Genomic DNA, 14582 nt, shown 5'->3' with positions numbered 1-14582 from the left:
GAAAGTTGCCGCCACCTCCGACACCGTGCCCCGTTTCGCCACCCGACTCGAGTCCTCGATGGGAGTACAAAAACACGGTGTGCGATATCCCACGGCGACGCATCGCTGTCGATTGAACCGCGACGACCCATGCGGTCCGGGATGCCGACAGAGTTTTCCGCCGACCCAAAGGATTTACACCTCCTAATTATATCTAATTACGAGATGGCTGAGAACTTCCCCGACTACGTGAACGTCGACTATTCCGATGGCGAAGACGAGGATCCCGAAGAGTATCCCCACATTCAGGACAAAATCGAGAAAGCGATCGAGGTCACGCGCGAGGGCCTCGAGGAGTACGAGAACCCGGCGGTCATGTGGACCGGCGGCAAGGACTCGACGCTCACCCTTTACTTCATCAAGGAGGTCGCCGACCGATTCGATCTCGAGGTGCCCCAAGCGGTCTTCATCGACCACTACCAGCACTTCGACGAGATCCACGACTTCGTCGACCACTGGGCCGACGAGTGGGACCTCGATGTGATCTACGCGCGCAACGAGGACGTCGGCGAGTACGTCGACGAACACGGTCTCGAGCCCGGCGACGACATCGACATTTCCGAGCTCTCCGAACACAACCAGCACCACGTCGAGGATATCCTCGAGTACGAGGAGGACACGTTCCCCTTCCTGCTCGACACCTACGTCGGCAACCACCTGCTGAAGACGGTCGCGCTCAACGACGCGCTCGAAGAGCACGACATCGACGGCGTCATCTCCGGCGTCCGCTGGGACGAACAGGAGGCCCGCGCCGACGAGACGTTCTTCTCGCCGCGCCACGATCCGGATATCTACCCGCCCCACGACCGCATCCAGCCCATTCTGCAGTTCGACGAGGCCGCCGTGTGGCAGGCGTTCTGGAACTTCGTGGTCCCGGACACGGTCGAGAACTTCCCCGAGGAAGGCTACGTTCCCGAAACCGACACCGACCTCCCCGAGGGCGTCGAACAGGACGACGTTCCGATTTCGCCGAAGTACTTCGCCGGTTTCCGCTCGCTGGGCAGCGAAGTCAGCACGGAGAAGGCCGACGAGGATCCCGCCTGGCTGCAGGACCTCGAAGGCACCACCGAGCGCGCGGGCCGCGCCCAGGACAAAGAAGACCTGATGGAGCGACTGCGCGATCTGGGCTACATGTAGGCTGCCTCGCCGTCGGCCGGTGACTGACACGCAACTATCGATTTCTCGATTTTCGTTCGCTCCATAGAGAGGCAATACGAGCCGTCTCCGCACCGATACGACGGAATTGCTCGTCTCGAGAGATTCTCCGGTCCGTTACTATTGGCCTGTCGTACGGTACTCGCCGTGTTTGATCCCGAGTCCCAACATGATGAGCCCGAAGACGATCATCGACGGTGCGACCATCGTCAGTACGGTGTCCATCTCCATCATGGGCGCGGCGATCAGGCCGACGACGCCGAGCGCGATGACGGCGATAAATGCGGCAGCAGTCGTAGGAAGGTCGAACTCCATGTGCAGTGATTGGGAACCCGACGACTAATGGTATCGGGAATCGGCAGTCCGTTCACGAAGATTGAACGGTGAACGAGAGACGGCGACCGAACTATTGCGACGGACGAACCAGATTCGCCAGTGCCACGACGGTCCCGAGGAACCAGCCCAGCGGGAACGAGATTCCGACCCACATCGCAGCGTAGGCCGGCCCCTCGAGCGTGTAATTATCGCGCAGATAGTCGCTCAGACCGCCGACGAACAGTACGTTGTCGAGCGCCCAGACGGCGAAGTCGTAGCTGGGGTCGAGGATGTAGGGATGCAGCGACGGCGTGACGAGCGCGGCGACGACGGGCGGGAGGAACAGCGCCGTCATCGCGAACGGGTACGCGAGGATGGCCGTCGTGGCGCGACCGCCGACCTTCGAGAACGTCGCGGCGAGCGCGGTCGAAACGGTCGCGACGCCACTCGCCGCTGCGACCGCGAGGACCGCCTCGAGTGGGATCTCGACCTGATCCATGTACGACATCGCACCCCAGGCGATCGTCAGCAGCCCCCAGCCGAGCAGTGCGACGCCAGTGACGCCGACGATGCCCAGTCTGGTCCTGGTCGAGTCGAGTTTCGCCGCGTAGAAGCGGGTTCCGAGACCGAGTACAGTTAACGGATAGAGGAAGAGCAAGCCGATGACCCCGAGTACGCTCCAGCCGTGATAGCCGACCTTCTGCGGGAGGGACTCGGGCTTCCACTTGCCCATGACGGAGTGACCGCGGCCGCGTTGCCTGGGGAAGACGATCTCCATCCAGGCCCCGTGTAACCGCCGAGCGTCGGCCTTGATCGCGCCGACGAGCCCACCGCCGCCACCGCGTTGTGAGCGGGTAGACATACGCGAGCCAAAAAGCCGGTGTACCGTAAACTTTCCTGCTTTTTCTTTCCGAGTGATATGTCGATGATAGCCCCGATGTGAGACCGTACAGCGGCTATCGACGGTGAACGGAGCGATTCAAATGAGCGCTGTGCAACCCGTCGTCGATCAGTTCCAGGGGGCGAAGTCGGGGTCGACCTGGCGGCTCGTCTCGTCGATCGCGTCGATCGTGTCGATATCCTCCCGATCGAGTTCCACGGTCAGCGACTCCCAGTTGTCGCCGATGTGGTCCGCGCCGGTCGCTTTCGGAATCGTGGTGACCCCCTTCTCGCGCGCCCAGGCGAGGCTGACCTGCGCCTCGCTGGCATCGTGTTTCGCGGCGACCTCCTGAATCTCGGCCTGGTTAAAGACTTGCCCGCGTGCCAGCGGCGAGTAGCCGACGACCTCCACGTCGTAGTTGTCACAGGCCTCTCGGACCTCCTCCTGGGGAAGCAGCGGGTGGAGTTCGACCTGATTTGCGAAGATCGGCGCGTCGCAGGCGTCGACGGCCACCTCCAGGTCTTCGGGGAGGAAGTTACTGACCCCGGCGTTCTCGATCAGCCCCTCGTCGTACAGTTCGGAGAGGGCCGACAGGGTCTCCTCGGGGTCGTACTCCCCCGACGGCCAGTGGACGTACAGCAGGTCGAGCGAGTCGACGCCCAGCCGGTCGAGGCTGTCTCGAGCCGTCTCGAGGACGTCGTCGTATGCGAGGTTCGACGTCCAGAGCTTGGTCGCGAGGAATATCTCTTCGCGGTCGACGTCAGCGGCCGCGATACCGTCACCGACGGCGTCTTCATTGCCGTAGGCTTGGGCGGTGTCGATGTGTCGATAGCCCGTCTCGAGGGCCGTCCGAACGCTCTCGACGCACTGCTCGGGATCGTCGTTCTGCCAGGTGCCGAGGCCGAGCATCGGCATGCCGCTGGCGGTCGGACACGTGCCTGGAGCGATCGCTTCTGCGTCTTCAGTTCCCATGTTCGAACGATGGGGGAGAACGTGAAAATGGGTTTGGGTTGCGGACAGCGGTTCGCCGTGCGACAGCGGGTGTAACGGGGTGGCAGTATGTGCCTCGAGACCGTCACCCGTGGGTCGTCGTCTCGGCAGTTTCTCGAGTCATTCGTAGAGATGGTCCCAGGGCCGCTCGCGCTCGAGCGCCGCGCTCGCCGCGAGGACGTCGTCGTCGGCGAACCGGCCACCGACGAGTTGCAGGCCGACGGGGTGGCCGCGGTTCGTCAGGCCGGCGGGCGCGGACGCGACGGGGTGGCCGGTCCAGTTGAACGGCCACGTCATCGGCCATTCCCAGGCCTCGGCCCCGAGGTCGGCGTGGAGTCCCACGTCGGCGCGCGAGAGCGTCGGTGCCACCAGCAGGTCGTATTCCGCCAGCACGCCCTCGATGGCGTCGTAGACGCCCGTTCTGACGATTCCCGACCGGGCGACGTCCGCGGGGCCGTACTCGTCGGCGACGTGGAGCATCGCGAGCAGGCTGTCGGAGACCTCGTCGGACCGCTCTCGGAAATCCACGCCGTGAGCCTCCTCGACGATCGTCGCGCTCTCGAGGACGGACGTCGTGTACGCGGGCATCGCGGCCTCACCCAGTTCGGCCATCGAGTAGCCGTGGTCGACGGACACTGTCTCGACGGTCGCGCCGGTAGCCGCCAGCGCGTCGACCGCGCCGTCGACGACCGCCCGGACCTCGTCCGCGACCGGGAAGACGTCGAGGTCCGGACTGTACGCGATCCGGTAGTCGTCGATCGACCGCTCGAGGGCCCCGCGGTAGTCGATCTCGATGGGAACGGCGTTCGGATCGGCGGCGTGCGGACCGGCCATCACTGACAGCATGAGCGCGGCGTCTTTGACGGTTCGGGTCATCGGCCCCTTCGTGACGTGCTGGAGCTCTCGGCCGAACGCGCTCGGTCTGCCGTCGTCGGGGACGAGCCCGAACGTCGGCTTGAACCCGTAGACCCCGCAGGCCGCGGCCGGGATTCGCAGCGAGCCGCCCGCGTCGCTCCCCGTCGCGATCGGGGTCATCCCGGCCGAAACCGCCGCCGCCGAGCCCCCCGAGGAGCCGCCCGCATTGAGGTCGGTGTCGATCGGCGACGCGGTCGGACCGATCACCTCGTTGTCGGTCGTCCCCTTGTGACCCAGCTCCGGCGTGTTCGTCTTCCCGATCACGATCGCACCGGCGTCCTCGAGGCGCTCGACGATCGCCGCGGTCCGATCCGCGACGTGGTCCGCGAAGAGCGCCGAACCGTACGTGTGGCGGACGCCCGCTTTCTGCGCGCCGAGATCCTTCAGCGCGAGCGGGACACCGTGGAGCGGTCCACCGTTCTCGCCCTCTTCGAGCGCCCGGTCGGCTTCTGCGGCAGCCTCGAGCGCCTCGTCTGCACAGACCGTGACGAAGGCGTTGATCTCGTCGTCTCGCTCGTCGATCCGCTCGAGGTGGGTCTCGACGGCCTCGGTCGCTGTTACGTCACCGTCGCGGATTCGAGCGGCGAGCTTCACTGCGGAGAGCCGCGTGAGTTCTGTCTCGCGTGACATACCGCTAGGACCACCCGTGGTCGTGATATACGTTAGCTTGACTTTCGGGATGTCGGGGCGTGAATCGTAGTTTCGCCGGCTGACTGGTAGTCACATCCTTCGGCGCTCGCCGAGAGAGCGAAGGGGGACCCGCTACCGATAGATGGTATGACGCTTTCGTTAGACAGGTGTGACACTGTATCGGGCGGTTCGGTAACGACAGATGTGAACTGAACGCACTCGATTCTGCGTTTCGCTCGAAATCAGTCGTCTGAGTTGGGAGCTGACCGTTGGTCGTCCGTCGGTTCAGGCTGTAACTGGCGGACGAGATTTAAATGCATCAAGTGAAGATGCATTCCAATTCCGTACAAGATGGTCCCCAGTCCGACGAACGTGAGCGGCATCAGTATCGACTCGATTGCCTGTGATGGGCTCTCAAGATTTGCGGGAAGAACGATACCAACGGCTAACAGAAACGCAGTTAGTATGATCAGCAGTCCGATACGAACCATGCGGGAGTATCTACCGACCTGTTGAATGCGTTCTTCGATCTCCTCTCGAGAAGGTGGTGCTGTCTCACGAGCCATAACGTACGGTTTCTAGCATCAGACAGGGTTATCTAAAGATGATGCCGACAAGACGCTGGTAGCGAAAACAGAAAGGGTTGTAGACGGGGAGGAGTAGTTGCGGGTTCGCTGAATGTAGAACCCGTATTACCCACTTCTTCTACTGGTACATCCGCAACGGCTGGGCCTGCGAACTCTCGTCCTGGCCGATCGCCTGCATCTGCTGGGCCAACTGCTCTCGTTTCGCCCGGATCTCCTCGGCGTGGTCGACGAGTTCCTGAACGTCGACCTCGAGGTCGGTGACCGGCGCGATACCGTCCTCGAGCAGGACGCTCGCGGCTTCGGGGTCGGGGAACTGCGGGCTGCACTCGACGACGAGGCCGAGGCTACCGTAGTCTTCCTGTGCGGCGCGGTTGATGAGCGCCCCCGTCGGCCCGGTGATAACGCCGTCCTCCGACGGAATCGGGATATCGGCCGCCTCGAGTCGATCGCCGCCGTTGCCGGTCGCGATCCCGTAGAGAGCAGGTCGATTATCGCCGTCGCGTTCGGCGGGCAGTCCGCTGAGGTAGATCGGGGTGGCCTCCCGTTCGACGATCCAGCCGGTCAGGCAGTCGGCGACGCTCTCGACGGCCTGCGAGGCGATCGGCGTGTCGCTCTGGAGGGCGATGAGGTCGTGGTCCTCGCTGACGTAGAGCCGCACTGGCGGCCGCACCGTTCGATCACCGCTCCGATAGACGCCGATCCGGGGCAGTCCCTCGCAGTGGACGCTCGCGTAGTAGCGCATCTCGAGTTCCTCGACGAGGTGATCGGTTGCGATTTTCCCGACGAGACCGACGCCCGGGAACCCCTCGACCAGCGTCGGATTCTCGAGTTCCGGTTCCGGCCCTTGCACGCGGATTTCGGCCATACTCGGACCGACGGCCGTCAGCGGCATAAAATCGAGGGCGGCACGACAGCGCAAGCGGCCGGGTGTCGTCGCCAACGGCCCCGCGCCTTTACTCGGAGAGCGGTGTTTCTTCTCGAGCCGAGATGACATCGACGAGCGCGTCCGCGATATCGCTCTTCCGGTGACCGACCTGGAGGTGGCGATAGACGTGGTCTGGACTCTCGCCGGTCAGTTGACAGAGGGGACACTCGGTCGAACGGTCCCGCGACTCCAGGGTCGCCTGCGTTCGCGCCGATTCGTCGTCGCTCGGTGAACCCGTTGACATACGAACGCACGTCTCTCACCTTCGCTGAAAGCGGTTTCTAGGAGGCCTATTGAGAGATCCGCTGAGATAGGCAGCGGTATACAGTCGCGACCGCAGCGACGGTCCGCTTCCCTCGCCTTCGAAACGCACAAGCGCCGCGCACTCGAATCCGCGCTCGATGGAGCCACTCGAGCGGTATCGACCGATCATCGACGACTTCGACGCCTTTCTCGCGGCCTGCGAGCGGCCCCTCGGCAACGCCGTCCGCGTCAATACGATCAAAGCCTCCGTCGAGCGGACGCTCGCGGCCCTCGCGGAGGAGGGCGTAGCCTTCGAGCAGGCCGACTGGAACCCGCGGGTTCTGGACCTCGAGACCGACTCGCCGGGTTCGACGTGGACCTCCTTTCACGGCTTTACCCACGGGCAGGAGGAGGTCTCGGCGGTGCCGCCGGTCGTCCTCGATCCCGATCCAGGGGAGCGAGTCTGGGACTGCTGTGCCGCTCCCGGCGGGAAGGCGACCCAGATCGCGGCGCTGATGGACGACCGCGGAACGGTCGTCGCGAACGACAACAACCTCGGGCGCATCTCCGCGCTGCGATTCAACGCCGAACGGCTCGGCGCGACCAGCCTCGCGGTGACCAACGCCGACGCGCGCAACTACTCGCTCGAGCGCTTCGACTTCGACGAGTTCGACCGTACGCTCGTCGACGCGCCCTGTTCCTGCGAGGGGACGATCCGGAAGAACCCCGACGCGCTCGATAACTGGTCCGAGGGGCACATCTCCTCCGTCGCGGGTATCCAGAAGGGGATCCTCCGGCGTGCGATCCAGGCCACCCGTGAGGACGGGACCGTCGTCTACTCGACGTGTACCTTCGCGCCCGAGGAGAACGAAGCCGTCGTCCAGCACGCGCTCGAGACCGAATCCTGCCGCGTCGTCGACTTCGACCTCGGCCTCGAGCACTCGCCGGGATTGACCGAGTGGGACGGCGAGGCGTTCGACTCGAGTCTCGAAAACGCGGCCCGGATCTATCCACACCAGAACGACACGGGCGGCTTCTTCGTCGCGAAACTGGAGGTGACCGCCGAATGAGCGACGAACGAGATGGCGACGGCACCCTACCGGAGACGAACGACGGCCAGCGGTTCGATCGACTGCCCGCGACCGAAGCGGAGCGAACCGTCGAGGGCCGGGCCACGCGCGAGGAGGTGGTCACTCTCTTCGCCGATCGGTTCGGCATTCCGTCCGAGACGTTCGACGACTTCACCTTCTGGGAGAAGGGCGCGGGCAAGATCTGGATCTACGCCGGCGACGCGCCGACGCCCATCGAAATCGAGGCGATCGGCATGACCTGCCTGCGGACCCGACAGGAGCACTGGAAGCCCACGACGGACTTCGTCCAGCGTTTCGGCACGCACGCGACCGAGTGCGTGATCGAACTCGAGCGCGAGCAGGCCCGCCGATTCGCGGCCGGCGAGGACCAGGAACTCGAGTGGGATGGCGACTGGGGCTATCTCATCGCCGCCCACGATGTCGGGGTCGGGCCGGAGGGCCGATCATCGCGAGAGGGTGAAAGCGAGGCGCTGCGCGCCTCGAACAGTTCGAGCGGGCGAAGCCCGCGAGAAGAGGCCGTCGAGCGCGACGCGCGCGAACCGCTCGGCGTCGGCCTCTACGTCCACGGCGAACTGCGCTCGATGGTGCCGAAGGGCCGACAGCGCGACCTCGAGTCCTGACGATCGTCGGCACTCCGGCTTCTGTCGACGACGGTCGTCGAATACCGGTCGAGGGCTGAACGAAGGGCGGTCAGTACAACGACTGCAATGAGAAACGGGAGAGCGTATCTACGAGGAGAGCTCAGAATCGCGGAACTCGTCGATTGCGGCTTCGAGACTGCGTTCTAATTCGGCCGCTGACGCGTTTTCGTCGCCGTCCCATTCGACGAGCTGTCCGCGTCGGTCCACGAGGAGCATGTAGTGGGCCATCATCCCGTCGAATGGTTCGTCTGTCGGCACCGTCGATGGGTACCGACGCTTCAAGATGTACGTCTTCCGCCGATATTCGCGATGGTCCAGGTATCCAGCTTCCCACTCGTGGCCGCCGTCAGCGTGTTCGAACACGCCGATGATGTGCGTTGCCCGATCCGCGTAGATTTTGAAGTGCGTCGTCCAGTTTTCCCACACCTCGAGTGTATCATCTAACAGAAATGCATGTCCATCATTGTAGAGCTGCTCGACGGTTTTCCCGAGACGGCGTTTTTCCTCGTCGTTGTAACTTCCGAGGACGAAAAACGACCGGTCAGCAGCGATTATATCGAGGACGTCCGTGTGAAGTGCACGTCGAAGGGATCGATAGTCCTCGATTTTCAATTCCGCCTCCCCTCTCTCGGAGTACGTGAGCGTGTCCTCGATAAGCTGCTGCAATCGATCCTCGGCCATTACGAAGCGCTGATTGCCCGACACTAGTCAATCTTTAAACCTTAGCTCGTTGATGTGGGTGGCGCCCCACATCGTTATCTATGCGGAACCTGTACGTCCGAGTGAGATGCCACGGACTGGTGCTTCGGCTGCCCCTCGCGACGATACACGGTTCTTTAGCGTCGCTGAAGCGCTGGCAGAAGAATCACGCCGAGACATCGTTGCGGACATCGTCGCCCACCCGCAGTCCCTCCCCTCGATGAAGGAGTTGGAGTTCACGACCGGGCTACACCGAACGACGGTTCGCGACCATCTGAATACCCTCATCGACGCAGGGGTCGTCGAAGTCGTCGCGTTCCCCCGCGGGCAGCGGACGAACGACCAACCAAGCAAGTTCTACGGTCTTACGGAGAGCGCTCGTGAACTCTTTGACCGGAACGACGTCTTCGTCGAGGAACACTGGCAAGAACTCTACTCGCGCGTAGAGAAACCGGACGAGGTCGACGCCGCGGAAAACGCCCCTCGTCCCGATCGGTAACCGCGTTAGAACCAGTCTTTTGTACAGCAATCGTGACATTACAGCGGACAGCGACGGCACCTCACAGCGGCGCGCCAACCAGCACGAGCTTCGCGCGCTCGTCGCCGCGGTTGTGGATCTGTCGGGTCTCCTCGGGATCCAATCGAATCGCCTCGTCCGTCTCGAGCGTCACCGTCTCGTCTGCGTCTGAAAGCTCGATATCGATTGTTCCCTCGACCACGTAGTACACCTCCTCCTGCCCGGACTCGGCCTCGGCGTGTTCCATGCCCTTGCCACCGGGCTCGAGTTCGAGTACGGAGAGTCCGAGTTCGTCGGTCGCGAGGTCTTCCTTGAGGAACCACATGCCGCCCCACTCCTCGTCGATAACTGAGTCCGGATCGGTCTTGGCTGCGGTATCGTAGCCCATACCCCATCGTTTACGTTTCGACTCTTAAAGCAGTGGGACGGCGAACCCGTCTACCACCTTCGGTCACCGTCTCGCGGTCCGGAGCCCCAGCGAACAACCCGCATCCCTAAGCCATCCCGGGACGCAACGGGACGTATGCGATCGCCGGCACAGAACGCGGAACTGGCACTGCTCCTCGAGGTGGCGGGGACGCCTAAACCGGGCAACGTCGACCGCCACCGCGACCTCGCGGAGCTGCGGTTCGAACACTTCCTCGCCGGAGCGGTGGGGGCTCGCGAGGGACTCGAGCTGGCGGCCGACGGCGCGGCGGTCGGGCCGGCGTTCGAGCGGGCCGTCGAGGAGATGGCCGCCCAGGAGGGCGGAAACACCCAGTTCGGGGCGCTACTGTTACTCGTCCCGCTCGTGCGGGCCGCCCGCGACGACCTCTCCCAGCCCGTCGCCGAGGCCGTCGTTCGGGAGACGACCGTCGGCGACGCGGCGTCGTTCTACCGCGCGTTCGATCACGTCGACGTGGGCGTCGGCGAGCCGCCCGAGAACATGACGGCCCTCGACGTGCGCCGGGGTTCGGACGCGGTTCCGGCCCTCGAGGAACGCGGACTGACGCTGTTCGACGTCATGGAGCGAAGCGTCCCGGGGGACGACGTCGCTCGCGAGTGGGTCCGGGGATTCGACCGGTCGTTCGGGGCCGCCGAACGACTCGCCGAGGCGGACGGCACGGTCTCGGAGCGGACCGCGGCGGTCTTCCTCTCGCTGCTCGCCGAGCGGCCCGACACTCTCGTCGCGACGCGCCACGACGAGGCGACCGCCCGAGAGGTGACCGACCGCGCCGCGGAGCTGGTCGCGGACGACGCCCTCCAGACGGATCGCGACACCGTCGAGGCCTTCGCCGACGACCTCGTCGAGCGCGGGATCAACCCGGGGACGACGGCGGACGTCACCGCGGCCGGGTTGTTCGTCGCGCTCGAGCACGGGGCGATCGAGCTATGACCGACGATCGGACGACGCGTGGGAGCCGAGGGATAGACGACGATCGAACCACTGGGACGGCCGAAAGCGACCGCGACGAATCCACACCGGCGGAGTGGCCCGTCGCCCTCTCGGGCGTCACCGAGTCGGTCGTGACCACGCTGGGACCCAACGGTCTGTGGAACGCCGCCGCGCTCGGCCTTCGCGCCGGCGATCCCGTCACCGCACGGACCTGGGGAAATACTCGCACTCGCCGGAACTTCCACCGACGGGGCGAGGCCCGCGTGCAGTTCGTCGACGACCCCGTCGACTTCGCCGACGCCGCCCTCTCGATCGTCGAACTCGAGGAGCCGATCCTCGAGTCCGCGAGTGCGTGTGTACGCGTGAGCGTCGAACGCATCGAGTCCGGAACCGACGGCGGCACCGACTGGGAGGCGTGGACGCTCACCCCGCTCGAGTCGCGAACCGTGAGCGAACGGGTCCCGACGATCGACCGCGGCTTCGGAGCCGTCGTCGAGGCGACCGTCGCCGCCTCGCGGCTCTCGGTCCCCGACTACGACGAAGCCGAACTCCGCGATCGGCTCGCGTACTGCGCCTCCGTCGTCGATCGGGCTGGGGGACCGCGCGAGCGCGAGGCGCTCGAGCGAGTGCGGGAGCACTCGAGCTGGGAGCCTCGAAGCGAGGAGTGACTCGATCGATATTCCGGAGCGGCGAAGAGAAAGGGATTAAGAGCCTCTGGACGGAACCACTCCACATGGCAATCAAACCGGCCTACGTCAAGAAGACCGGGACCCTCCTCCTGGAGCGGTATCCGGAGGCGTTCACGACCGATTTCGAGCAGAACAAAGAGAGCGTCACGAAGCTCACCAACGTCGAGTCGAAAGGCGTCCGCAACCGCATCGCGGGCTACGTGACTCGAAAGAAAGGCGCAGAAGTCCCCGCGTAAGTCGGTATTCTCGCCGCGAACAGTCGTTACACAACACGATACCGAGCTGCAGGGCTGCTGGACTCGCTCGAGAGCCGTCGGTCAACGGTTTCCGTGACATTGCTGGAAGTCCCTGCCGCGCCGGAGGTCAGTCGCTTCGCTAGCGGTCGGAACTCGCGCGTCGCCAATCGAAGCCGTGGCGAAGCGTCGACGATCGGAAACTGGTACTGGTCGCAACGCGACCGAAAAGTCGAGTTATTTGTCGAGACCGGGCTCCATGTAGACCGCGGCGACGAGCGCCACGAGGGCGACGCCGAGCCCGAACACGAGCCCGACCGCACCCGTCAAAATGGAGAGCTGATAGCCGATCCCCGGCAACACGCCGTCGATAAACCCGAGATAGCCGAACGCGAGGGCCAACAGTGCCGCGACGGCCGCGAGGGCCGCCGCACCCATGCTGAACCGCGTGTCGAGCAGTCCCCGATCGCTCGTACTCGTGGTCGAACTCGTCATCGGGACCACCTCTGGCCGGCGGCCTCGAGTCGATCCTGTCGGTAGTGCATCGGTCGCTAGGAACCGCTCCCGTTTCTTAATATCTTCTATCCGACCGTCGCGACCCGCTGTCTCGCGATGTCAGAGCCATCGGACGGGGGTGCTTTTCCCCAGAGCACTGTTCGGAGACCCCCTCGGCCGGTGCCTCCGTCGATTGACACGCGCTACCGAAAACCCAAACGGTTTTGCGGACACGACTCGGAGTGGCGGAAAATGGCAGTACGAGTAGGCGTACTCGGTGCGACCGGCGCCGTCGGACAGCGACTCATTCAGCTTCTCGATCCCCACCCGGAGTTCGAGATCGCAGCGCTGACCGCGAGCGACGCGAGCGCCGGCAAGACGTATCGACAGGCCGCGAAGTGGCGCGTCGACAGCCCCATCCCGGCGGACGTCGCCGATTCGACCGTCACGGCGACCGACCCCGACGAGGTTCCCGACGATATCGACCTCCTGTTCTCGTCGCTCCCCTCGAGCGTCGGCGCAGCGGTCGAGCCCGGATTCTGTGACGCGGGCTACGTCGTCTCCTCGAACTCCTCGAACGGCCGGATGGACGACGACATCCCCCTCGTAATCCCGGAGGTCAACCCCGAACACATCGACCTGCTCGAGGTCCAGCGCGACGAGCGCGGCTGGGACGGTGCGATGGTCAAGAACCCGAACTGCTCGACGATCACCTTCGTCCCCACGCTCGCGGCCCTGACCGACTTCGGTCTCGAGAAGGTCCACGTCTCGACGCTGCAGGCCGTTTCCGGCGCGGGCTACGACGGCGTCTCCTCGATGGAGATCATCGACAACGCCATCCCCTACATCGGCAGCGAGGAGGACAAACTCGAGACCGAATCCCGAAAGCTGCTCGGCGACTTCGACGGCGCGTCGCTCAGCCACAACGACATGGCTGTCTCGGCGTCGTGTAATCGCATCCCGACGATCGACGGCCACCTCGAGAACGTCTGGGTCGAAACCGAAGACGAACTCACCCCCGAGGCGGCCGCCGAGGCCATGCGGGAGTACCCCTCGCTCGACCTGCGCTCCTCGCCCGACCCGCTCATCCACGTCTTCGAGGAGCCGGATCGACCGCAGCCGCGGATGGACCGCACGCTCGGCGGCGGGATGGCCATCGCCGCGGGCGGCCTGCAGGAGTCGCCGTTCGGACTCCAGTACAACTGTCTCGCACACAATACGATCCGCGGTGCCGCCGGCGCGAGCGTCCTCAACGGCGAACTGTTGCTCGAGAACGGCTACATCTAGTCGGTCGACCGATTTCTCGGCCGCGTAGTGGATTGAGACGGGCCGTGATACGTATGCGCTGTGCGGACCGAACTGATTACTTCGACAGCAGATAGTGGCCACTGAAACGAGTCACACTGATTGCAACGCAATCGCACGATCGGGTGTGGGTTGACTTCTAGCGGCTACTATAACAACCGTGCGTCTCGTAGTACATCGTCGATCATCGTATGGTCCTCATCGTCGAGTTCGAGATCGAGACGCCGATCCTCCGACGAGCGTCCGAAGCCGTCTCGAGAATCGACGTCGAGGAAATTTTTTACTCGTCGGCTGGCGAGACGAAATTCATCTTCTGGACCGACGGCGAGGACCTCGAGGGCGTCGACGATGCGCTGGACGACGACGAGACCGTCTCCGAGTTCACCCTCCTCGAGGCGACGGGCGACCGCCGTCTCTACAGCGGTACGCTGTCGGAACTGGGCGAGAAACACCTGACCTATCCGACGGCTGCCGAGTACGATATCGCGTATCTGGATATCACCGTCACGAGGGACACGAGAATCCGCGCTCGCGTCCCGACGCGCGAGGCGCTGTTCGCCTACCGCGACGCCTGTCGCGAACGGGACATTCCGTTCCGAATCGAACGGATCTTCAGCGAATCGACGCAGTCCGGCGATCGGTACGAGATCACGGACAGACAGCGAGAAGCGCTTCTCATCGCGCTCGAAGAGGGCTACTTCGACGTGCCGCGGGAGACGACGCTCTCGGCGGTCGCCGCGAAACTGGACATCTCGGATCAGGCCCTCTCCGCTCGCCTCCGGCGGGGGCAGGCCAATCTGCTCCGAAACACGCTCCGCGAGCGCACCCCCTCTTAAATCGTTGACCCTCCAAGGGGGA

19 protein-coding genes are annotated in these 14582 nt (G+C 64.4%); 9 read left to right on the top strand and 10 right to left on the bottom strand.

What is annotated here, in order from left to right; translation table 11 throughout:
* Positions 1–204: 204 nt before the first annotated feature.
* Positions 205–1176: a phosphoadenosine phosphosulfate reductase family protein gene (locus tag LDH74_RS06365; protein WP_226041681.1), complete on the top strand. Its 972-nt coding sequence runs from the start codon at positions 205–207 to the stop codon at positions 1174–1176.
* Positions 1177–1314: 138 nt separating this feature from the next.
* Here the strand turns inward: LDH74_RS06365 and LDH74_RS06360 are convergent, their stop codons facing one another.
* The 7 genes from LDH74_RS06360 to LDH74_RS06335 form a co-directional block, all read right to left on the bottom strand.
* Positions 1315–1509, bottom strand: coding sequence for a hypothetical protein (locus LDH74_RS06360; RefSeq protein ID WP_226041680.1), 195 nt, complete (start codon positions 1507–1509; stop codon positions 1315–1317).
* Positions 1510–1600: 91 nt separating this feature from the next.
* On the bottom strand, positions 1601–2371 hold the full coding sequence (locus LDH74_RS06355; protein ID WP_226041679.1) for a hypothetical protein: 771 nt from the start codon (positions 2369–2371) through the stop codon (positions 1601–1603).
* A gap of 147 nt (positions 2372–2518) precedes the next feature.
* On the bottom strand, positions 2519–3361 hold the full coding sequence (locus LDH74_RS06350) for an aldo/keto reductase (RefSeq protein ID WP_226041678.1): 843 nt from the start codon (positions 3359–3361) through the stop codon (positions 2519–2521).
* 138 nt (positions 3362–3499) lie between these two features.
* Positions 3500–4924, bottom strand: coding sequence for an amidase (locus tag LDH74_RS06345; RefSeq protein WP_226041677.1), 1425 nt, complete (start codon positions 4922–4924; stop codon positions 3500–3502).
* A 242-nt stretch (positions 4925–5166) separates the two neighbouring features.
* On the bottom strand, positions 5167–5490 hold the full coding sequence (locus LDH74_RS26635) for a hypothetical protein (RefSeq protein WP_345778541.1): 324 nt from the start codon (positions 5488–5490) through the stop codon (positions 5167–5169).
* A gap of 139 nt (positions 5491–5629) precedes the next feature.
* Complete coding sequence (locus LDH74_RS06340) at positions 5630–6376, bottom strand: PAC2 family protein (RefSeq protein ID WP_226041676.1); 747 nt, start codon at positions 6374–6376, stop codon at positions 5630–5632.
* An 88-nt stretch (positions 6377–6464) separates the two neighbouring features.
* Entirely contained in the window at positions 6465–6680 is a 216-nt protein-coding gene (locus tag LDH74_RS06335) for a hypothetical protein (RefSeq protein ID WP_226041675.1), read from the bottom strand.
* Between the two features lie 157 nt (positions 6681–6837).
* On the opposite strand from LDH74_RS06335, the gene LDH74_RS06330 reads away from it, so the two are divergent.
* Together LDH74_RS06330 and LDH74_RS06325 are read left to right on the top strand one after the other, a co-directional pair.
* Positions 6838–7749 carry an RsmB/NOP family class I SAM-dependent RNA methyltransferase gene (locus LDH74_RS06330; RefSeq protein ID WP_226041674.1) on the top strand — a complete coding sequence of 304 codons (912 nt, stop codon included), beginning with the start codon at positions 6838–6840 and terminating at the stop codon, positions 7747–7749.
* Positions 7746–8390, top strand: a complete 645-nt coding sequence (locus LDH74_RS06325; RefSeq protein ID WP_226041673.1) for a hypothetical protein — start codon at positions 7746–7748, stop codon at positions 8388–8390. The genes LDH74_RS06330 and LDH74_RS06325 overlap by 4 nt, the downstream gene beginning before the upstream one ends.
* A gap of 108 nt (positions 8391–8498) precedes the next feature.
* Here the strand turns inward: LDH74_RS06325 and LDH74_RS06320 are convergent, their stop codons facing one another.
* On the bottom strand, positions 8499–9092 hold the full coding sequence (locus LDH74_RS06320; protein WP_226041672.1) for a hypothetical protein: 594 nt from the start codon (positions 9090–9092) through the stop codon (positions 8499–8501).
* A 106-nt stretch (positions 9093–9198) separates the two neighbouring features.
* Between LDH74_RS06320 and LDH74_RS06315 the strand changes: the two genes are divergently transcribed.
* Complete coding sequence (locus LDH74_RS06315) at positions 9199–9609, top strand: helix-turn-helix domain-containing protein (RefSeq protein WP_226041671.1); 411 nt, start codon at positions 9199–9201, stop codon at positions 9607–9609.
* Positions 9610–9670: 61 nt separating this feature from the next.
* Here LDH74_RS06315 and LDH74_RS06310 read toward each other — a convergent pair whose 3' ends face one another.
* Positions 9671–10015 (bottom strand): cupin domain-containing protein, encoded by a 345-nt coding sequence (locus LDH74_RS06310; RefSeq protein ID WP_226041670.1) that lies wholly within the window; start codon positions 10013–10015, stop codon positions 9671–9673.
* A 135-nt stretch (positions 10016–10150) separates the two neighbouring features.
* On the opposite strand from LDH74_RS06310, the gene LDH74_RS06305 reads away from it, so the two are divergent.
* The 3 genes from LDH74_RS06305 (at position 10151) to LDH74_RS06295 (ending at position 11927) form a co-directional block, all read left to right on the top strand.
* Positions 10151–11002: a triphosphoribosyl-dephospho-CoA synthase gene (locus LDH74_RS06305; protein ID WP_226041669.1), complete on the top strand. Its 852-nt coding sequence runs from the start codon at positions 10151–10153 to the stop codon at positions 11000–11002.
* Positions 10999–11670 (top strand): DUF447 domain-containing protein, encoded by a 672-nt coding sequence (locus LDH74_RS06300; RefSeq protein WP_226041668.1) that lies wholly within the window; start codon positions 10999–11001, stop codon positions 11668–11670. The genes LDH74_RS06305 and LDH74_RS06300 overlap by 4 nt, the downstream gene beginning before the upstream one ends.
* A 65-nt stretch (positions 11671–11735) precedes the next feature.
* The gene (locus LDH74_RS06295) at positions 11736–11927 is read left to right on the top strand and encodes a 30S ribosomal protein S17e (RefSeq protein WP_006432730.1); all 192 of its coding nucleotides are present in this window, start codon (positions 11736–11738) and stop codon (positions 11925–11927) included.
* Positions 11928–12161: 234 nt separating this feature from the next.
* Here the strand turns inward: LDH74_RS06295 and LDH74_RS06290 are convergent, their stop codons facing one another.
* The gene (locus LDH74_RS06290) at positions 12162–12428 is read right to left on the bottom strand and encodes a hypothetical protein (RefSeq protein WP_226041667.1); all 267 of its coding nucleotides are present in this window, start codon (positions 12426–12428) and stop codon (positions 12162–12164) included.
* Positions 12429–12671: 243 nt separating this feature from the next.
* Between LDH74_RS06290 and asd the strand changes: the two genes are divergently transcribed.
* Together asd and LDH74_RS06280 are read left to right on the top strand one after the other, a co-directional pair.
* Complete coding sequence (gene asd, locus LDH74_RS06285) at positions 12672–13706, top strand: aspartate-semialdehyde dehydrogenase (protein WP_226041666.1); 1035 nt, start codon at positions 12672–12674, stop codon at positions 13704–13706.
* 209 nt (positions 13707–13915) lie between these two features.
* Positions 13916–14560 (top strand): helix-turn-helix domain-containing protein, encoded by a 645-nt coding sequence (locus LDH74_RS06280; protein WP_226041665.1) that lies wholly within the window; start codon positions 13916–13918, stop codon positions 14558–14560.
* Positions 14561–14582: the final 22 nt, after the last annotated feature.

This window comes from Natrinema sp. DC36 (assembly GCF_020405225.1).
Lineage (GTDB): Archaea > Halobacteriota > Halobacteria > Halobacteriales > Natrialbaceae > Natrinema.
Note: the sequence above shows the minus strand (reverse complement) of the source record. Positions and strands in the feature narration are given on the sequence as shown.